20 protein-coding genes and 1 tRNA gene are annotated in these 17,919 nt (G+C 53.2%); 12 read left to right on the top strand and 9 right to left on the bottom strand.

Translation table 11 applies throughout. From position 1 onward, the window contains the following. Nucleotides 1–38 precede the first annotated feature (38 nt). The 3 genes from plsX (at nucleotide 39) to HF685_RS09075 (ending at nucleotide 3,207) form a co-directional block, all read left to right on the top strand. Entirely contained in the window at nucleotides 39–1,082 is a 1,044-nt protein-coding gene (gene plsX / locus HF685_RS09085; protein WP_168819450.1) for a phosphate acyltransferase PlsX, read from the top strand. Beyond that, nucleotides 1,079–2,050: a beta-ketoacyl-ACP synthase III gene (locus HF685_RS09080; RefSeq protein ID WP_281352766.1), complete on the top strand. Its 972-nt coding sequence runs from the start codon at nucleotides 1,079–1,081 to the stop codon at nucleotides 2,048–2,050. Before plsX ends, HF685_RS09080 begins: the two co-directional genes overlap by 4 nt. A 107-nt stretch (nucleotides 2,051–2,157) precedes the next feature. Continuing rightward, the gene (locus HF685_RS09075) at nucleotides 2,158–3,207 is read left to right on the top strand and encodes a helix-turn-helix domain-containing protein (protein WP_168819448.1); all 1,050 of its coding nucleotides are present in this window, start codon (nucleotides 2,158–2,160) and stop codon (nucleotides 3,205–3,207) included. Between the two features lie 30 nt (nucleotides 3,208–3,237). On the opposite strand, the gene HF685_RS09070 is transcribed toward HF685_RS09075, so the two are convergent. Both HF685_RS09070 and HF685_RS09065 read right to left on the bottom strand, forming a co-directional pair. Further along, nucleotides 3,238–3,312 (bottom strand) — tRNA-Val (locus HF685_RS09070). Nucleotides 3,313–3,355: 43 nt separating this feature from the next. Next, nucleotides 3,356–3,733: a response regulator gene (locus tag HF685_RS09065; RefSeq protein WP_168819446.1), complete on the bottom strand. Its 378-nt coding sequence runs from the start codon at nucleotides 3,731–3,733 to the stop codon at nucleotides 3,356–3,358. Between the two features lie 115 nt (nucleotides 3,734–3,848). Here HF685_RS09065 and HF685_RS09060 point away from each other — a divergent pair, with 115 nt between their 5' ends. Next, nucleotides 3,849–4,766, top strand: a complete 918-nt coding sequence (locus tag HF685_RS09060; protein WP_211051088.1) for an N-formylglutamate amidohydrolase — start codon at nucleotides 3,849–3,851, stop codon at nucleotides 4,764–4,766. 248 nt (nucleotides 4,767–5,014) lie between these two features. Here HF685_RS09060 and HF685_RS09055 read toward each other — a convergent pair whose 3' ends face one another. Genes HF685_RS09055 through HF685_RS09045 form a run of 3 tightly spaced genes read right to left on the bottom strand, consistent with a single transcriptional unit; the run spans nucleotide 5,015 to nucleotide 7,880 of the window. After that, on the bottom strand, nucleotides 5,015–5,548 hold the full coding sequence (locus HF685_RS09055) for a cytochrome b (RefSeq protein WP_168819442.1): 534 nt from the start codon (nucleotides 5,546–5,548) through the stop codon (nucleotides 5,015–5,017). A gap of 52 nt (nucleotides 5,549–5,600) precedes the next feature. Next, nucleotides 5,601–6,386, bottom strand: a complete 786-nt coding sequence (locus tag HF685_RS09050; RefSeq protein ID WP_168819440.1) for a SapC family protein — start codon at nucleotides 6,384–6,386, stop codon at nucleotides 5,601–5,603. Nucleotides 6,387–6,431: 45 nt separating this feature from the next. Further along, complete coding sequence (locus HF685_RS09045; RefSeq protein ID WP_168819438.1) at nucleotides 6,432–7,880, bottom strand: FAD-binding oxidoreductase; 1,449 nt, start codon at nucleotides 7,878–7,880, stop codon at nucleotides 6,432–6,434. Nucleotides 7,881–8,087: 207 nt separating this feature from the next. Between HF685_RS09045 and HF685_RS09040 the strand changes: the two genes are divergently transcribed. After that, nucleotides 8,088–8,618, top strand: a complete 531-nt coding sequence (locus tag HF685_RS09040) for a hypothetical protein (protein WP_168819436.1) — start codon at nucleotides 8,088–8,090, stop codon at nucleotides 8,616–8,618. A gap of 158 nt (nucleotides 8,619–8,776) precedes the next feature. Further along, the gene (locus HF685_RS09035) at nucleotides 8,777–10,186 is read left to right on the top strand and encodes a DEAD/DEAH box helicase (RefSeq protein WP_168819435.1); all 1,410 of its coding nucleotides are present in this window, start codon (nucleotides 8,777–8,779) and stop codon (nucleotides 10,184–10,186) included. Between the two features lie 93 nt (nucleotides 10,187–10,279). Here the strand turns inward: HF685_RS09035 and HF685_RS09030 are convergent, their stop codons facing one another. The 3 genes from HF685_RS09030 to HF685_RS09020 form a co-directional block, all read right to left on the bottom strand. Continuing rightward, entirely contained in the window at nucleotides 10,280–10,819 is a 540-nt protein-coding gene (locus HF685_RS09030) for an MOSC domain-containing protein (RefSeq protein WP_168819434.1), read from the bottom strand. 4 nt (nucleotides 10,820–10,823) lie between these two features. Next, complete coding sequence (locus HF685_RS09025) at nucleotides 10,824–11,420, bottom strand: hypothetical protein (RefSeq protein WP_168819433.1); 597 nt, start codon at nucleotides 11,418–11,420, stop codon at nucleotides 10,824–10,826. Between the two features lie 100 nt (nucleotides 11,421–11,520). Continuing rightward, entirely contained in the window at nucleotides 11,521–12,948 is a 1,428-nt protein-coding gene (locus HF685_RS09020) for a sigma-54-dependent transcriptional regulator (RefSeq protein WP_168819432.1), read from the bottom strand. 168 nt (nucleotides 12,949–13,116) lie between these two features. Between HF685_RS09020 and HF685_RS09015 the strand changes: the two genes are divergently transcribed. The 5 genes from HF685_RS09015 to HF685_RS08995 all read left to right on the top strand — a co-directional run bounded on the left by HF685_RS09015 (nucleotide 13,117) and on the right by HF685_RS08995 (nucleotide 16,794). Beyond that, the gene (locus HF685_RS09015; protein ID WP_168819431.1) at nucleotides 13,117–13,239 is read left to right on the top strand and encodes an aa3-type cytochrome c oxidase subunit IV; all 123 of its coding nucleotides are present in this window, start codon (nucleotides 13,117–13,119) and stop codon (nucleotides 13,237–13,239) included. A 16-nt stretch (nucleotides 13,240–13,255) separates the two neighbouring features. Further along, nucleotides 13,256–14,383: a Re/Si-specific NAD(P)(+) transhydrogenase subunit alpha gene (locus HF685_RS09010; RefSeq protein ID WP_168819430.1), complete on the top strand. Its 1,128-nt coding sequence runs from the start codon at nucleotides 13,256–13,258 to the stop codon at nucleotides 14,381–14,383. Continuing rightward, nucleotides 14,383–14,889 (top strand): SHOCT domain-containing protein, encoded by a 507-nt coding sequence (locus tag HF685_RS09005; RefSeq protein WP_168819428.1) that lies wholly within the window; start codon nucleotides 14,383–14,385, stop codon nucleotides 14,887–14,889. Before HF685_RS09010 ends, HF685_RS09005 begins: the two co-directional genes overlap by 1 nt. A gap of 10 nt (nucleotides 14,890–14,899) precedes the next feature. Continuing rightward, nucleotides 14,900–15,214 (top strand): NAD(P) transhydrogenase subunit alpha part 2, encoded by a 315-nt coding sequence (locus HF685_RS09000; RefSeq protein ID WP_168819426.1) that lies wholly within the window; start codon nucleotides 14,900–14,902, stop codon nucleotides 15,212–15,214. A 98-nt stretch (nucleotides 15,215–15,312) separates the two neighbouring features. Continuing rightward, on the top strand, nucleotides 15,313–16,794 hold the full coding sequence (locus tag HF685_RS08995; RefSeq protein ID WP_168821440.1) for an NAD(P)(+) transhydrogenase (Re/Si-specific) subunit beta: 1,482 nt from the start codon (nucleotides 15,313–15,315) through the stop codon (nucleotides 16,792–16,794). 153 nt (nucleotides 16,795–16,947) lie between these two features. On the opposite strand, the gene HF685_RS08990 is transcribed toward HF685_RS08995, so the two are convergent. Then, nucleotides 16,948–17,142, bottom strand: coding sequence for a hypothetical protein (locus HF685_RS08990; protein ID WP_168819424.1), 195 nt, complete (start codon nucleotides 17,140–17,142; stop codon nucleotides 16,948–16,950). A 40-nt stretch (nucleotides 17,143–17,182) separates the two neighbouring features. On the opposite strand from HF685_RS08990, the gene HF685_RS08985 reads away from it, so the two are divergent. Next, nucleotides 17,183–17,878 carry an aspartate/glutamate racemase family protein gene (locus HF685_RS08985; protein WP_168819423.1) on the top strand — a complete coding sequence of 232 codons (696 nt, stop codon included), beginning with the start codon at nucleotides 17,183–17,185 and terminating at the stop codon, nucleotides 17,876–17,878. Nucleotides 17,879–17,919: the final 41 nt, after the last annotated feature.

The raw sequence follows: 17,919 nt of genomic DNA, 5'->3' as shown, positions 1-17,919 counted from the left end.
CTGGCTTTAATAGCGCTTTCAAGGGGAATATAGTGGGAATGAGGCCGCGAATCGCAATTGACGCGATGGGCGGTGATGTTGGCCCGCGCGTTATGGTGGCAGGTGCTGCCCTGGCCCGCCATCGTCATGAAGGCTTTCAATTCTTGTTTGTTGGCGATGAAACCCAGATCAGGGATGCGCTCAAAGATCATCCTAATCTTGCCGCTGCTTCCGAAGTTTTGCATGCCGAAGATGTTGTTTCGGCAGATGCCAAGCCCAGCCAGGCGCTGCGCGGCTCCAAAAAAACATCCATGGGTCTGGCGGTAAACGCCGTAAAGGCCGGCGACGTGAGCGCGGCTGTTAGTGCTGGTAACACCGGCGCTTTGATGGCGATTTCCAAACTTGCGTTACGCACCATGCCCGGCATCGACCGGCCTGCATTGGCCGCATTGCTGCCGACTTTGAAGGACACGGATGTCGTGATGCTGGATCTGGGCGCAAATGCCGAATGTGACAGCCGCAATCTGGTTCAGTTCTCGGTCATGGGCGCAGCCTATAGCAAGATTATGCACGGATTTGAAAAACCCAGCGTCAAGCTGCTGAATATTGGCACCGAAGACGCCAAGGGCACAGGCACGATCCAAGATGCCGCAGAGGCACTGCGCAGTGCAAAAGGCTTGAGCCTGGACTTTCGGGGTTTTACCGAAGCGGACAAGATTTCTACCGGCGAGGTCGATGTTATTGTGACCGACGGATTCTCGGGCAATGTGGCCTTAAAAGCACTGGAAGGAACGGCACGGTTTGTGACGGACCTTCTCAAGCGCAGTTTTCGCAGTTCACTCCGTTCAAAATTCGGCTTTCTGATTTCTCGTCCGGCCACCGAGATGCTCCGTGGCCATCTGGATCCCAATAATCACAATGGCGCCGTATTTTTGGGCCTTAACGGCGTCGTCGTAAAAAGCCATGGCAGCGCCGATGAAAAAGGCGTGGCCAATGCGGTCGAAGTCGCGGCACGACTGGTTGAGGATAGTATTTTGGAACGGATCAGTGAAGAAATTTCCAAAATTGGTCAATCAACGCCAGCGGCAGCAGCAGCGAAGTGACGGACCAGGCCGCTATACGCGCGGTCATTAAAGGCACGGGCTCGGCTTTGCCCCGGACACGGGTTTCCAACGCAGAGCTTGCGAAGCGGGTTGACACCTCTGACGAATGGATCGTTGAGCGGACGGGTATCAAGTTCCGCCATATCGCCGAGCATGATGAAACGACCTCCAGTCTGGCGACACAAGCGGCGCAAAGGGCGCTGGATGCTGCTGGTATGGCGGCATGCGACATTGATTTAATCGTGCTAGCGACCGCTACGCCGGATCAGACTTTCCCGGCAACGGCGACAACCGTGCAGGAAAATCTGGGTTGCAATGGCTGCGTGGCTTTTGACGTAGCGGCGGTCTGCTCCGGCTTTTTATATGCCCTGTCGGTCGCAGAAAGCATGATCCGGGCAGGTAGCGCGCGTAACGCGATCGTCATCGGCGCAGAAACATTCAGCCGGATACTGGATTGGGAAGACCGGACGACATGCGTGTTATTCGGAGATGGTGCCGGTGCGATCATCTTGTCGGCGGAAGCAGGCGAAAAGGGCGTTCTTGCGACGCGATTGCATGCTGATGGTGCGCACAATCAACTGCTCTATGTCGACGGGGGTGCTGGAACGACCGGTACCGTCGGAAAATTGCGGATGAAGGGGCCGGAAGTATTCCGCCATGCTGTGGTCAACCTGTCGTCGGTTTTGAAAGAAGTGCTGGCGGAGTCTGGCGAATCTATTGACGATGTCGATTGGGTTGTGCCTCATCAGGCCAATGAGCGGATATTGGACGCCACAGCAAGAAAACTCAAATTATCTCCCGACAAGGTTATCAAGACGGTTGATCAACATGCCAACACCTCTGCTGCTTCGGTCCCGCTTGCGCTTGATACCGCAGTGCGTGATGGCCGTGTTAAATCGGGCGATCTGCTGGTTCTGGAAGCAATGGGTGGCGGCTTTACCTGGGGCGCAAGCGTCATTCGTTATTAGCGTAAATCGTTTCATTACAGCGAGATAATGTCCCTGTTCATCGCTGATTTTACATATTCATCGAATGCCAGTTGAGGGATCCTGAAATCGCTTCGTAGTTTCATACTATGGGGCATATCAACATATCAACACATTCAGTTTCATCGCAGTTTTTATACCGGGCATTTCAGAGCGCGCAGGCATTAGGTGCACGAAAGCCGGTTTTGCTTGCAGCGCTTGATCTTGAAGAATCGGCTTTGCGCAACCCTCTCCGCCGTTTTGATATGTCGAGCATATCGGCTTTTTGTAACGCCGCCTCGCACGAGCTGGGTGATCCGGCAATTTATGATGCAATCGGACACCAAATGTTGCCGCAGGGTTTCTCCGATATTGGCTATTCCGCCGTATTTGAACAAAATTTTGTGAAAGCGGTCAAATGGATGATCGGGGCTTATCACATCGTCGGTAGCGATCAGGAAAATACCGAAATATTCGGCATTGAAAAGCAGCCAGAAGCAGAGCGTCTAATATGGAATATCCCCGGTGTCGCCTCACCGGAATTCCTGCATATAGTTTTCGCAAATGTGTTTCACTTTGGCGAAATGCTCTCATCCGGTCGTTTCCAGACCGTTCGCGCGATATATTTCAAGCATTCCCAACCGCCACATTTCGCCGGCATTGGCACCACAGGTGCAACGAATCATATTCCCTGCTATTTTAACGCACCGCAAAGCTATCTGGAATATTATCCCGGCGTTTTGGGGCAGCCCAATCAGATGGAAAATCGCGGGATTGTTTCTGCGAGAAAGAACCAGCGCGCCGATTTCCAACCGATCGATCACGATACACTGTCGCTGGCTCGGTTGAGCTACTATTATCTGATATATCTTCTGGACAAGCCGGGTCTTAATCTTGACGCAGCCGCTCAAAGCTTTCAGGTGGCCGAGCGAACAATGCGGCGAAAACTTCTCGCAGAAGGTGCATCATTTCGGCAGATTCTGGAAAATGCGCGGCGGGATACGTGCCAGTTATATTTTCTCGAAAACACCCGCTCGTTGGGCGAGATTGCGGCTAAGCTTGGTTATAGTGAGCTCAGTGCATTTACGCGTGCTTACACCGCTTGGCATGGCAATCCACCGAGCCGCGATGCACGCTCCCCAAGAGCATTGGCTGCGTAAACCAGGTCACTATTTCGAATAAGGGAAAAATGGTGGGCGTAGAGAGAGTTGAACTCCCGACCCCTTCGATGTCAACGAAGTGCTCTACCACTGAGCTATACGCCCACACTGAGGGCCGTCTAGCCAGACGGCCTTATCCGCGCAAGACTTAATTCAGGTCGCTGATACTATCGGGTTCAAACATCCGCTGAACTTCCAGAACGAGATCTCGCAAGTGGAATGGTTTTGAAAGAATTTTGGCCTTGGGAACGGATTCTCCGGCACGCAAGGTGACACCCGAAAATCCGGTGATGAACATCACCTGCGTGCCGGGGGAAAGCGTCGCACATTGCTGGGCCAGCTCAATTCCATCCATTTCTGGCATCACAATATCGGTGAGCAACAAATCAAACTCCTGCGCTTCCAACAACGGAATTGCAGCGGTGCCGCGATCCACCGCCACGACTTCATAATTGGCTTTCTGAAGGGCACGGGTAAGGTGCTCCCGCATGGCGGTTTCATCTTCTGCCAGGAGAATTCTAATCATTGGTCATCTTGTCCCGTTATCATTCGTGCCACTATATGCCTGAGGCATACCTTATGCGCAAATCCCTTAACATTTTCGTGATTTTTACTGGCAAACGTGCAAAATGTTGAAAATTATGAAGCAAAATGATGAAACGAACGGCAATTACGGCCAGCTAACCGGGGTCGCAACCGACGTGAAGCCATTTTCCGACTTTAACATCGACAAGCTGCAATATCCTGTTTTGCTGAGTGTTCCGCATGCCGGACGCGTGTATCCCCAGGCGATCATGGATAACCTGGCCGTCCCGGCAAAAAGTCTGCTGCGGCTTGAGGACCGCTATGCGGACCGACTAATTACCGGTGCTGTCGAGGCGGGTTTCGCCGCTATTGTCGCTCATAAACCGCGCGCATGGATCGATCTCAATCGTAGCTGCCATGAAATTGATCCCGAGATGGTGATCGGCCTTTCATCAAAGCAGGTGCCCAAGCCAAGCCGGAAAGTACGCGGGGGGTTGGGCCTGGTGCCGCGTCGATTAACCGGAGTTGGCAATTTATGGCATCGCAAATGGAGTTGGGAGAGCCTCGAAAGGCGGATCGACACTTGCCACGAACCGTATCATCGGCATGTATCCGGAATTCTGCAAAAGATTCGCTTGAAATTTGGCTGCGCCATGCTGCTTGATGTGCACAGCATGCCGCCGCTTGATCATCCGGACGACCAAAACAGCAACCCGCAAATTATCATTGGTGACCGTTTCGGGCGAAGCGCCGGGTCGCGTTTTTCGGAGCTGGCGATGGGACATTTCAGTCGAGCTGGATTGCGCTCCACGCTCAACCATCCCTATGCTGGCGGCTATATATTGGAGCGCCATAGCGCGCCGGATAATAATATCCATGCGATTCAGCTTGAAATCGACCGGAGCTGCTATCTTGATGGAAGCCTTCAGGAACCGGGTGCCGGATTATCAGCCATGATCGGGCACGTCGCGGTTTTGGCAGAAAAACTGGCTGACCAGATCAACGGTCAATTTTTGCTTGCTGCGGCTGAGTAAGCCTATCAATTTAAGATGCGAGATTTTGAAAGCCCAAGAAAAAACCACCTCGCTTTCTGGGCGAGGTGGTCAAGGTTCAGGGAGGTGGTGTTCTCGAAGAACACCGGTACTGGCCCAATCGGGGGAGACCGGCCGGTACGATTCATAATGTGGTCTCTCTTTGGGACAGTTGCAAGCCCCAAAACCACAATTTTTCCGATATTGTTAAATAGCAACGATCAATATTTTTGCAGCCATTTGGCCGGTCGCTACCCAGGCCACATACGGGCGAGAAGGTTATGTTTATCAACCAGATGATGCTTCGCGACGGCCAGCAGATGCAAAACGACCAAACCAAGCATGATTTTCCCGCCCAGCTTATGCCCTTCGTGCAGCGCCTCGCCCAACGCCTTGTTTCCTTCGACCGGAAGCATCGGCACCTCAAACAACCCAAAATAGCTGAACGGGGCGGGATAGGTGGACATCCACAACCAGCCACCGATTGGCAGGCCAATCATCAACACATAAAATAATACATGGCTAATTTTGGAGAGTAACGTCTGCCAACCCGGCATATTCGCGGGCAACGGTGGTGGTTTATGGCCGAGCCGCCACCCGAGTCGTCCAATCGACAGAAACAAAATCGTGATCCCGATGGCTTTATGATAGTCCATATAGGGGCCGCGTGCTTCGCGGCTCATATCCTCGGTAAATTCGGCAAGTCCGATATTGGTTATAATCAAAATCGCAATAATCCAGTGAAACCATATTGCTGTGGTGCTATAGTTACTGCGCTGGTTCATTGCGATTTCTCCCAATTATGATGTCTCTGTGTTTCGGGACTAATCCTTGATTCTAGCTAGGGACGGCGGGCGCTTCAGTTACCTGAGGCACTTTGCCGGCTTCCACCTGCTTGGCAAAAACTTCACGCATGATCTGCAGCGAGAAGAGATGCGAATAGATAAGCGGCAGTATGCCGTTCTGGTTGATCTTACGCAGTTCATCGCCACGCAAATCACGCAATTTTTCTTCGTTCACCATCTTGAAACCGCGATAGACATAAGGTTTTTCGACTCCGGTTTGCTGAATCGAAACTTCACCTTCCATCAGCAGATCCATTTTATTAAGCTCTTCCATGAACTGGCCGGTGCGCTGACCAGCTTGTTCGAACTGCTCGCAAAATTCCAAAATACCTTTGGTGGTGTCAGTCGGCTGATCTTTGTCGAACAGCGGATCGCCTTCTTTGTACTCGCCAAGTGCTTCTGTTGTCGGATCAAAGCAAAGCGATAGCTCGTCAGCATCCGGGCGCAATTTGGCGAGCAGGAATGGATAGCGGCGAACATAAGCGGGCACATAGGCTGGCTGATTGAACTTGCCGTCATCGTCCATGAAAGTGTTTACGCCTTCGTTGAGGCCCATCAATATCAAGGGGACAGTATTCTCCCCGGTCGAGAAGACGATTGGGTAGTTGCGTCCGGCGCTGGCAAATTCATCAATAGTGATCGGAATGGCATGCTGGCTTTGCATGAAAGCGGCATTATCAAAGCCTTTCACTTTCCATTTTTTGTGATCATTGCTGTTGAGCGGCACCAGGTCTTTGTAGAACATGGGTAAAGCTTGTTGTTGGGGCGCGCTGGCCATAAAATGTCTCTCCGGGTCAATTGAAAATAAACAGTTGCGTCTGCTTTAAGAGGCTCGCTGTTCTGACGCAAGGGGAACTAGTTTGCCTGGATTCATAATATTCTTGGGATCAATAGCAGATTTTATCGCCTGTAAGGCCAGTAGCTGGGCTTTGTCAGACAATCGGCCAAGTTCGGCCCGCTTGTTTTGACCGATGCCATGTTCGGCTGAAATAGAGCCGCCCGCTGCTACGACGAGATCATGAACCATCGGCGTTATCTTGGCCGCATATTCCAGAGTCCAGCCGGTGCCAGCCGCGCCGGGTGGCGCTTTGACATGATAATGCACGTTGCCGTCACCCATATGGCCAAAGGCAGCCACTTCGGTGCCGGGGAATTTTGCTTCCATGATGGGCGTCGATTCGGTGATAAAATCTGCCATTTTACTGATCGGAACGCTGATGTCATGTTGCAGGGCGGGCCCGGCCGCGCGTTCGGCTTCAGCGATTGAATCGCGAATTTTCCAGAAGGCCTCGGCCTGGGTTTCGTTGGATGCAAAGGCTGCGTCTTGCGCAAGATTCTCTTCAAACGCTTTTTCCAGCAAAGTTTCGGCAGTGATTCGGGGATCAGTCGCGTCGTGCTGGTCGCGCGTTATCTCGATTAATACATTCCACGCAGACGGCTGCGCGAGCGGCGCTCTGGTGCCGGGAATATGCTCCAGAACCGAGTCAAGGCAAGTCGCCGGGATGATTTCAAACCCTTCCAGCGACTGGCTTTCGCGAGCGTTGAGAAACTGGAACAGCGCATAGGCCGCCTGTGGCGTCTTCACGCCGACCCATGTGACACAGCGATCAACCAGCGCGGGAACGGTTTTCAGCGTCGCGGCAGTTACAATGCCCAAAGTGCCTTCACCGCCGATAAGCAGCTGTTTGAGATCATAACCGCGATTGTCTTTTTTGAGCGCTGCCAGGCTGTTCAATATACTGCCGTCGGGCAAGACGGCTTCGATACCGGCAACCAGCGATCGCATTGTGCCGTGGCGCAGCACCTGTGTACCGCCTGCGTTCGTCGATACCAACCCTCCTATGGTTGCAGAGCCTTTGCCGCCCAAAGTCAGCGGGAAGCGCTGGCCGTGCTCCGCCAGTGCTTCGTGAAAATTTTGCAGGATGACGCCGGCATCGCAAACCGCGAGCTGATCGCACGGGCTAACACTGCGGATAGTGTTCATCCGGCGCAGCGATAGGATTATCGATTCGCCGCTTTGATCCGGCGTAGCGCCGCCGACCATGCCGCTATTCCCGCCTTGCGGGACAATCGCGATTGCATGCGCATTGGCAATTTTGACGACTTGAGCGACTTCCCGCGTCGATGCCGGGGACACCAGAGCCTGGGCCGATCCGGTATATCTTCCACGCCAGTCGGTCAGCCAGGGTGCCATATCCTCGGCATCCATTGTCAGGCCCTTGGGCCCGACACAGGCGGATATTTCTTGCAGCCAGTCCCGGCTATCAGACATGAGTTTCTCCAAAGCAGATATTCACTTCCCTATCAAATAGGAAGCATGAGCGCGATAGTGAAACAGGAATCTCCAGAAATCCAAACTCTTGCGCAAAAACTTGAAATGGTGGAATATATTCCCGCGACTAATCGTACGGGAAGGCCAGTTCATCAAGTGTTCAATCGTTACTGGTATAGCCGCGCCAATGACAAATAAGGGTTTCTGGTGAGTCTTTCGCTTTCTGCACTATTGTTGCTTGCTATCCCGGTGGCACCGGCACCGGCGGCATTACCTGCGCAGGATGCGCCATCATCTTTGTCAGATAGTGGTTCAACGGGCCAGGATGAGGGCCACTATGTCCCGCCCCGGTTCGATCGATATGCGCAGGTGCGTATCGAGAAGCGGGTGATTATCCGGGTACCCCGGCGTCGCCCGGCATTGACTATGCCACTCGCGGATATTCAGCGAAATTCTTCGCCCCCGGTTTACGAGGAAAAGAAAATTGGCAAATGCCTGCCGATGACGAATATTTTAGGCGTGCAGCTCTATGAAGGCAGAGAGCTTGACCTGATTACCAAGGACCGCAAACGGATTCGCGCGCGGCTCGAAAAAAAATGTCAGGCGCGCAGTTTCTATTCCGGTTTCTATATGGAGAAATCCGGGGATGGAAAAATCTGTGCGGACCGCGATATCTTGCACAGTCGGACTGGCTCAAAGTGTGAGATTGATCGATTCCGTGAACTCGTCCGGAAATAGCTTTTTGGGCCAATTGTGAAATCTGCTTGGGTGCGAGGCGGCACCAGATAGCTTGACAAAACCGGCTTTTGCACCCATCGAGCGACCAGTAAACCAGCGTATCAGTAACATGCGTCAATCCAGTGCTATCAGGCACTGACCAAACTTCCGGAATCAATATGAAATTTGCCGACCTCGGCCTCTCCGACGAACTTTTGAAATCCATAGCGGATGCCGGCTATGATGAGCCAACGCCCATCCAGGCGCAGGCCATTCCTCCGGTTCTGATGATGAAGGATATTATCGGTATTGCGCAAACCGGCACGGGCAAGACCGCCAGTTTCGTGCTGCCGATGATCGATATTCTGGCGCACGGACGTTCGCGGGCAAGAATGCCGCGTTCGCTGATTCTGGAACCAACGCGCGAACTGGCAGCGCAAGTCGCAGAGAATTTCGAGAAATATGGCAAGCATCATAATCTCAGCATGGCCTTGCTGATCGGCGGTGTTTCGATGGGTGACCAGATCAAGGATCTGGAAAAGGGCGTGGATGTTTTAATCGCCACTCCGGGGCGGTTGATGGACTTGTTCGAACGCGGACGCATCCTGATGTCGGGTTGTGAATTGCTTGTGATCGACGAGGCAGACCGAATGCTCGATATGGGATTTATTCCCGATATCGAGGAAATTTGCTCCAAGCTGCCGGCAACCCGTCAGACGATGCTGTTTTCCGCGACGATGCCACCGCCGATTAAAAAACTCTCCGACCAGTTTCTCAACAATCCCAAATATATCGAAGTGTCGCGACCGGCGACGGCCAATACGTCTATCGAACAGTCGATCATCAACATCGCGCCAAAAGCCAAGCGCAAGCTGCTCTATGATATTCTCGACAATGAAGGCGTCGATACGGCAATCATCTTTTGCAACCGCAAAACCGAAGTCCGTGATTTGTGCGAGAGCATGCGCAAGGATGGTTTTGATGCCGGGCAAATTCACGGCGACATGGACCAGAGCTCGCGGTTGGCGGAACTGGAGCGATTCAAGTCTGGTGACATCAACATATTATGTGCCTCTGACGTCGCAGCGCGCGGACTCGACATCAAGGGTGTGAGCCATGTCGTGAACTACGATATTCCCTGGCATCCCGATGATTATATCCACCGGATTGGCCGGACAGGGCGCGCAGGCGCAACGGGCATTGCGATCACGTTCGTTACCAATCGCGATGCCGAGCATGTTGATAGTATCGAGAAACTGACGGGCATGAAATTGCCGGTGCGTGATGCCAAATCGATCAAATCCGGTAAGAAGCCAGCGGCGAAGCACGATGGCAAGCCCAAGGATGCTGGCAAGAACAAGTTTGAAAAACCAGCCAAGAAACCGGTTGAAACAGATCATGATCGTAAACCGGAAAAATCAGAACAGCCGTATGAGGCAAAATCTGAAACTGCAAAACCGGTAAAGGCCAGATCTGAAAAAGCCAGCCGGAAACCTGCGCCGGCACTGGCGACTCCTGTCGAGGATGAAGATTCCGAAGGTTGGAACGGTCCGGTTCCCGGTTTTCTGGATGCCAAACTCAATCGGTAAGCTCATTTCGCGCTTGGTTTATGGATAGTAAATTGAAGCCCGTTCGTCCCGAGCTTGTCGAAGGACGTCGTTATCCACGCTCTTGATCTGCGACTAGACCACGTTGAGTGCGATACGAGGGGCGGGCGGCAATTCCAAGTTGATCTGGTCGCCGATGGAAATTGTTCCACCCCTTTCCACAATCGCCATCACTCCGGCTTTTCGGATGAGTTGACTATTTTCGTCGCGACTAAGCACCGCTTGCATCAAGCCTTTGGAGAACCGGTCAAGTTGCAGGCATGGATTGCGCAACCCGGTGATTTCAATGATCGCATCGGCTCCGATTTTCAGTTTCGTACCACGGGGTAATCCCAACAAATCGATGTTCCGGGTAGTTATATTCTCGCCAAGGTCACCCGGCGCGATTGCAAAACCCTTCTCGCGCAGCTCGGCAAATAGCTCTTCGTGGATGAGGTGCACTTGCCGGAGATTGGGTTGGCTTGGGTCTTTGGCAACTCTCGAGCGATGTTGAACGGTTTCCCCGCAATGGGCATCGCCCAACACACCTTTGCCGGTCACAAGTGTGATTTGCCGTCCGCTGGCCTTGCTAAATTGATGGAGCTTGTCGCGATTTACGGAAACGACGGAACCCATAAGCCTATTGCAGTGTCAGGCTATCGATGATCTGCTTGGTCAATGCGTCCAGTTTTTCAGCCTGATCTGCCGGATAGCGAACCATCGCGCGGACCATCGTTCCGTCGGGTTTGCGGAAAATACGCTGGCGCATTTTTGAACTGTCGTTTGACAAGCCGGATGCCCGATATTCATTTTCCGAAACGTCGTCTCCGGTCACCGAATCTCCGCCTTGCTCAACCGCATCAACCGCTGCCTGAAAATCAGCATCTTCGCGATTTTCGATCCAGCCAACCGTTAGTGTCGCCCCATTTTCTGGATCTTTATAAACATTGCCATTGTCATCACTGGCTGCCTTGTCCAGCGTCCATTTTTCCGGCACCATGATCGAGAAACCGCGCAGTGCGTTGGCATAGCTGGTCATGGCGATGCTATCGAGAGCGGCTCCCTCAGTTCCACCGGCCGCTTCATCGCGTATTGCTGCGGTGGCGGCGTCGGCCTGTTTAGCCAGTTCTTCGCTGGACGGCACATCGCCGACCGCCTCTTGTTTACCGCATGAGGAGAGCAAAAGCGCGGCCACGAGGGCGGCGCTCAATGGAACAGATGGAAGCTTGTTTCTCATATCCCAGACTTAGGGAGTCCCGGCTTAAACATCAACGGTGAAGTGGAGCGTTAAGATTCTTCTCCTGTGTTGGAAAAACCTCACCAACACCGGTTGCAACTCAAGCCGCGTTGTCGATGCCCAGATCAGCCAGCTTGCGATAGAGCGTTGAGCGGCCAATGCCCAGACGCCGTGCGACTTCCGTCATCCGGCCGCGATAATGGCCAATGGCAAGGCGGATCACATCGGCCTCTATTTCTTCCAGTGGTCGCAAGTTCCCGTCTTGTGCATATAAGGTAATACCAATGCCTTCGGGACTGCTGAGCAAATGCGGATCAGCATCACCGGATTCTGCGACAAAAGTCGCGATTTGTGGAAATTCATCACAGGTCAGTGCGTCGCGGTCACACATGACGGCTGCGCGGAACAATACGCTCTGCAGCTGGCGGACATTGCCCGGCCAGCTATAGCTGCGGAGTAGATTCAGCGCTTCGTCGGTTATCCCAAGGCTACGGAGGCCTGGCTGCAAGGCGAGGCGTGAGAGGAAATGCCGCGCCAATGCCGGAATATCGCCGGTACGTTCTTTCAGCGGCGGAATAGTAAGGCCGACTACATTGAGTTGATAATAGAGATCTTCGCGAAAACGCTCTTTTTTGACTTCCCGTGCCAGTTTGCGATTGGTCGCTGCGATAATCCGCACATCGAGCTGGAAACTGTTCGGACTGCCCAATGGCTGGATTTCTGAAGATTTCAGGAATCGCAGCAAGCGCACCTGAGTTTCCTGCGGAATCCGGTCCACTTCGTCCAAGAATATTGTGCCACCTTCGGCCTGTTGTAGCAAACCGATTTTGCGGTCAAACGCCCCGGTAAACGCGCCTTTTTCATGGCCGAACAGGATCGAATCGAGCAAGTTCCCGGTGATCGCGCCGCAGTTTATTTTTAGCATCGGCAGCTTGGCGCGCGGGCTGGCGGCATGGATAGCATCGGCGATCACTTCCTTGCCAACCCCGCCTTCGCCTTCAACCAGCACCGGCACGCGGGCACGCGCCGCTTTGGCGGCAATCGCGAGAGCAGCGCGGAACGCGGGCGCGGCACCGACAATTTCTTCAAACGCCAGCGGGACCGAAATTTTCTCGGTCAACGGGCGCAGCTCGCCGATGTCTTTGGACACGACTACTGCTGCGGTCAGCGCCTGCAGCAGCAATTCCGGCGCAACCGGCTTGATCAGATAATCGGTGGCTCCGGCGCGGACGGCATCCACCGCTTCTTCAATGGAACCCACAGCAGTGAGCATCAATATCGGCAACGCAGGGCGACGCGCGCGCAATTCGGTGATGAGTTCCGTGGCTTCTGATCCCGGCACCCAATGGTCCAATATGATCGCATCAAGCATCATGCCATCTTGCGTACCCAGCGTGGCAATCGCTGTTTCGGCATCGCGGGCAAAAATCGTGCGGAACCCGGCGCGCGAGGCCAGCGCCGAAATTAGCCGGCATTGCGCGGGCTCATCGTCGATCAGCAGCAGTAATTTAGTGCCGTTTTGCGCCATTTTTATCCCATATGTGCCAGAATGAAGCATATTCTTAGCGGGAAGGGGTAAAGAGCCGATTAAAGACCGGACAATTATTCTATCCAATTCGACCAATGACAGGGCTTGAGCGCCGTGAAATATGCGGTTACTAACTTTTCAGCATTTGAACAAATATGTGGGGAAATCATGGCTTCAGACAATAATATGGACACGGCAAAAGAAGGTTATGCGAAATTTCTGTCGATGCTGAAAGTTGGCATGGTCATTACTGCACTTGTAACAGCACTGGTGGTCTTTCTCATATCCTAACCGATTGGAATAAATCGTGAAAATTGCCGTCCTGAAAGAACTCGCCGAGGGTGAGAAGCGTGTGAGTGCGTCACCGGAAACGGTCACAAAATTCATCAAACTCGGGGCTGCGATGGCCGTGGAAAAAGGCGCTGGCGAATCTGCCTCGATCGCCGATTCCGATTATGAGGAAGCCGGTGCCAGCGTCGGAACGCGCGCTGCTGTGTTGAAAGACGCGGATATTGTGCTCGGCGTGCAGGGGCCAGAGCCCAAGTCATTGAAAGACATGAAAAAGGGCGCATGGCTGATAGCCAGCCTTGATCCGTTTGGTGTACGGGCGCGGGTTGATGAATATGCCAAGCTTGGCATTGATGCTCTCGCGATGGAATTTATGCCGCGGATTACGCGGGCGCAATCGATGGATATTTTATCGTCGCAGTCAAATTTATCCGGCTACAAGGCGGTTCTCGAAGCCGCAGCCCATTATGGCCGCGCATTCCCGATGATGATGACAGCGGCGGGCACAGTGTCTGCGGCGCGATGCTTTATCATGGGCGTCGGTGTGGCCGGTTTGCAGGCGATTGCGACAGCCCGACGTCTGGGCGCGCAAGTGTCCGCTACCGATGTGCGCGCTGCGACGAAGGAACAGATTCAGTCGCTCGGCGCAAAACCGATTTTTGTCGAGAGCGTCGAAGGCATCGAAGGAGAAGGCACCGGCGGCTATGCCACCGAAATGAGCGAGGAATATCAGAAGGCGCAGGCTGAGCTGGTATCGTCGCATATTGCCAAGCAGGATATTGTGATCACCACCGCGCTAATCCCCGGACGGCCTGCGCCACGCCTGATTTCAGACGCGCAAATCGCGACCATGCGCAACGGCAGCGTGATTGTTGATCTGGCGGCAGAAGCAGGCGGCAATGTCGAGGGCGCTGTTGCTGGCAAGGTTGTGGAAAAGCACGGCGTCAAAATCGTCGGCGCGCAAAACATGCCAAGCAGCATGGCAGCAGACAGCTCGGCGTTGTTTTCGCGAAACCTGTATAATTTCCTCAGCGCCTATTGGGATGAAGAGGCGAAGCGGCCTGTGCTGCCAGATGATGATGAAGTGACGATTGGAATACGCCTGACCAAAGACGGCAAGGTTGTGAACGAGCGGTTGTTGGGGTGATGGCTAAAGGCAAGTCGAATAAGCATTTGGAAAACTTTAGAGCGTCTAAACTGAAGCCGAGTGAGACGATTCATGGCCATTTGGATGGTTGGATCGGCGACATGATGGGGAAAGGTGACAAGAAACAACACAATGGACAGTTTGTTCTTACCGATGAGCGCGCTTGTTTTTATCGCAAAGGAATATTGGGCGAGGTGTTTGAAACCATGCCACTTTCTAAAATTACATCAGTAGAATCTCTATCTCGGATGGGCTATCGGGTGTTGAGATTGCACACGTCTAATGACGAGTTGGCATTTAAGACGTTTGAAGAAAAAGATTACTTTGATGAAACCTACAATAAGCTCGAAGAAATTCGTAATCAGCCTGCGTCTAACTCAACTGCTTCATCCGTAACAGAAGACATACCTGATCAAATCAAGAAATTGGCCGATCTTAAGGATGCTGGAATTTTAACAGATAACGAGTTCGAAGCCAAAAAGGCCGAATTGTTGTCCAGAATGTGAGGCCAAAATAATGGACTTTATCAGCATACTCTCAATTTTCGTGATGGCCTGTTTTGTGGGTTACTACGTCGTCTGGTCGGTGACGCCGGCGCTGCATACGCCGTTGATGGCGGTGACCAATGCGATTTCCTCGGTGATTATTGTCGGTGCGCTTATTGCCGCTGCCGCAGGCTCACAGGCTGATGGCGGGCAGACTGCGAAATGGCTCGGGCTGATCGGCGTGGTTCTTGCCTCTGTGAATATTTTTGGCGGCTTTGCCGTGACCGAGCGGATGCTCGCGATGTACAAGAAAAAGGCGCCTAGAATTCAGAAGGAGCAAGAATAATGGGTGCTTCTTTTCTCTCATCGTCATTGCGAGCGCAGCGAAGCAATCCAGGGTTATTTCGCGCCGCTCTGGATCGCTTCGTCGCTTTGCTCCTCGCGATGACAGTATCGGTATTTCCAGCCCCAGCCCTCGCATCATCCGGCGAGCCGGTAAACCCCTGGGTGGCAACCGCTTATCTGATCTCGGGCATATTGTTCATTCTCGCCTTGCGCGGATTGTCATCGCCGGAATCCAGCCGTGCGGGCAACCGTTTTGGTATGCTCGGCATGTTGATCGCCGTGGTCACTACCTTGTGGACCCACAGCATCGCCAGCTTGCCGGAAATCGCGGTCGCTATCGCCATTGGCGGCGCGATCGGCTTCTTCACCGCACGCAAGATTGCGATGACGGATATGCCGCAACTGGTGGCGGCGTTTCACTCATTGGTCGGCATGGCAGCGGTTCTCGTGGCAGCGGCGGCCTATCTCAATCCTGCCGCATTCGGGCTCCTCATTCCCTCCGATCCCCTGATTGATGCCGATACCGGCCAGTTGGTTGACATGGTTATCAACCCCGTAAGCCGTGTGGAAATGGCGTTGGGTATTGCGATTGGCGCGATCACATTCTCCGGTTCGGTTATCGCGTTTCTCAAACTCAATGGCAATATGTCCGGCGCGCCGATCATGTTGCCGCTCCGCCATGTTATCAATCTCGGCACACTCGCAGCCATTCTTGGTCTGACAGCCTATTTCACCATAGACCAAAGCCCTTGGGTCTTCTGGACCATCATGGGTCTGGCATTCATCATCGGCTTCCTGCTCATCATTCCGATAGGCGGCGCGGATATGCCGGTGGTGGTGTCTATGCTCAACAGCTATTCCGGCTGGGCGGCAGCGGCGATGGGCTTTACGCTGGGCAATACCGCGATGATCATTACCGGCGCACTGGTCGGTTCATCGGGCGCAATTCTCTCTTACATCATGTGCAAAGCAATGAACCGCAGTTTCATAAGCGTGATCGCAGGCGGCTTTGGAGCCGAAGCAGCAAGCACCGATGGCGCAGCAAAAATCGACCGCCCGTGGAAACGCGGATCGGCCGAAGATGCCGCCTATATGATGAAGCAAGCCGAAAAAGTGATCATCATTCCCGGTTACGGCATGGCGGTGGCGCAAGCCCAGCATGCTTTACGCGAAATGGCTGATTTGCTCGAAGAAGAGGGTGTTGAGGTGAAATTCGCGATTCACCCAGTTGCCGGGCGGATGCCGGGTCATATGAACGTGCTGCTGGCCGAGGCCAATGTCTCCTATGACAAAGTTTTCGAGCTGGAAGATATCAACAGCGAATTTGCGCAGGCCGACGTCGCTTTCATCATTGGTGCCAACGACGTCGTAAATCCGGCTGCGAAAACGGACAAAAGCTCTCCGATTTACGGCATGCCGGTATTTGATGTTGAAAAAGCCAAACAGGTCTTCTTCATCAAACGCTCGATGGGCGGGGTTGGCTATGCCGGTGTCGACAATGAAGTCTTCTATATGGACCAGACCATGATGCTGCTTTCGGACGCCAAGAAGATGTGCGAGGAAATCGTCAAAGCGCTTTAACCTCTACTCAATAGGCTGTGTCATTAAGGGACAGGAGCTTCCCGATACAGGATTTGACAACAACCTGAGCCAGTTAGCGGCTATCTGCGTGCTGTAGCGACTCATCGGGCATCAGCGTGCATCGGACAATCGCTGCAATGGCACGGAAGAGGCTCATGAAGAATATTGGTGATTTTCTGAAAATTGCGTCGGTGACAGGCTTGGCTTTGTTTCTTGCCTATTCGAGTTCCAGTCAATCATCGCCAGCGCCCCGGAATTCTGCTGTGCCCACAGCGACACAGGCGGCGCATTGATTGGCGTTAACATAGCTTCAAAGCTTGTCTTTTGAGCGGCTTGCGCATAGCCCATAATCTTGCTTCAAGAGCCGGGTTGGCGGGAAACTGGAAATATGCGCAAAATAGGCCTTATCGGCGGAATGAGTTGGGTTTCGACCGCAAGCTATTATTCGCGTATCAACGGTGAAGTGCAGCGTAAGCTGGGCGGTTTTTCCAGCGCGCATATGCTGATTGAAAGCGTGAATTTCAGTGAATATGCGCGGTTGCAATCCGATGATGACTGGGACGCGGCGGCGGGGCTAATGACCCGCTCGGCCAAGCGGCTCGAGGCATCGGGCGCGACGGCGATATTGATCTGCTCGAATGCGATGCATAAAATTTATGACCAGGTGCAGCCTGAAGTTGGCGTACCGATATTGCATATTGCCGACTGTATTGGGGACAAAATGGTCGCTGATGGAATTACGTCGGCAACCTTGCTCGGCACACGCAATGTGATGACCGAAGGCTTTTACCGGAAACGCCTGGTTGGGAAGGGCGTTACCCTTACTCCGCCGGACGAAGAACGCGTCGAGGAAATCGACCGGATAATTTATGAGGAATTGATGTTCAGCCAGGCTACCCGTGATTCCGAGCGTACGATGAAGACTTATATTACCAATATCGCCAAAGGTGACACCGAGGCGATTATATTGGGTTGCACCGAGCTTGATCTGATCATCGATACCAAGGCTAACATTCTGCCAATCTATGACAGCACCGAAATCCATGCGGATGCAGCGGTGGACTGGATTTTGAGCGAGGATTGATACTGACATTCGTGTCAACGCTATTGGCAATCGCACAAATT

The organism is Parasphingorhabdus halotolerans, from assembly GCF_012516475.1.
Lineage (GTDB): Bacteria > Pseudomonadota > Alphaproteobacteria > Sphingomonadales > Sphingomonadaceae > Parasphingorhabdus > Parasphingorhabdus halotolerans.
Note: the sequence above shows the minus strand (reverse complement) of the source record. Positions and strands in the feature narration are given on the sequence as shown.

Bases quoted from the DNA above. Each gene is read 5' to 3' on its own strand.
- plsX (WP_168819450.1), top strand. From the start codon at position 39: ATGAGGCCGCGAATCGCAATTGACGCGATGGGCGGTGATGTTGGCCCG.
- HF685_RS09075 (WP_168819448.1), top strand. From the start codon at position 2,158: ATGGGGCATATCAACATATCAACACATTCAGTTTCATCGCAGTTTTTA.
- HF685_RS09065 (WP_168819446.1), bottom strand. From the start codon at position 3,733: ATGATTAGAATTCTCCTGGCAGAAGATGAAACCGCCATGCGGGAGCAC.
- HF685_RS09060 (WP_211051088.1), top strand. From the start codon at position 3,849: ATGAAGCAAAATGATGAAACGAACGGCAATTACGGCCAGCTAACCGGG.
- HF685_RS09055 (WP_168819442.1), bottom strand. From the start codon at position 5,548: ATGAACCAGCGCAGTAACTATAGCACCACAGCAATATGGTTTCACTGG.
- HF685_RS09050 (WP_168819440.1), bottom strand. From the start codon at position 6,386: ATGGCCAGCGCGCCCCAACAACAAGCTTTACCCATGTTCTACAAAGAC.
- HF685_RS09045 (WP_168819438.1), bottom strand. From the start codon at position 7,880: ATGTCTGATAGCCGGGACTGGCTGCAAGAAATATCCGCCTGTGTCGGG.
- HF685_RS09035 (WP_168819435.1), top strand. From the start codon at position 8,777: ATGAAATTTGCCGACCTCGGCCTCTCCGACGAACTTTTGAAATCCATA.
- HF685_RS09030 (WP_168819434.1), bottom strand. From the start codon at position 10,819: ATGGGTTCCGTCGTTTCCGTAAATCGCGACAAGCTCCATCAATTTAGC.
- HF685_RS09025 (WP_168819433.1), bottom strand. From the start codon at position 11,420: ATGAGAAACAAGCTTCCATCTGTTCCATTGAGCGCCGCCCTCGTGGCC.
- HF685_RS09020 (WP_168819432.1), bottom strand. From the start codon at position 12,948: ATGGCGCAAAACGGCACTAAATTACTGCTGCTGATCGACGATGAGCCC.
- HF685_RS09015 (WP_168819431.1), top strand. From the start codon at position 13,117: ATGGCTTCAGACAATAATATGGACACGGCAAAAGAAGGTTATGCGAAA.
- HF685_RS09005 (WP_168819428.1), top strand. From the start codon at position 14,383: ATGGCTAAAGGCAAGTCGAATAAGCATTTGGAAAACTTTAGAGCGTCT.
- HF685_RS09000 (WP_168819426.1), top strand. From the start codon at position 14,900: ATGGACTTTATCAGCATACTCTCAATTTTCGTGATGGCCTGTTTTGTG.
- HF685_RS08995 (WP_168821440.1), top strand. From the start codon at position 15,313: ATGACAGTATCGGTATTTCCAGCCCCAGCCCTCGCATCATCCGGCGAG.
- HF685_RS08990 (WP_168819424.1), bottom strand. From the start codon at position 17,142: ATGGGCTATGCGCAAGCCGCTCAAAAGACAAGCTTTGAAGCTATGTTA.
- HF685_RS08985 (WP_168819423.1), top strand. From the start codon at position 17,183: ATGCGCAAAATAGGCCTTATCGGCGGAATGAGTTGGGTTTCGACCGCA.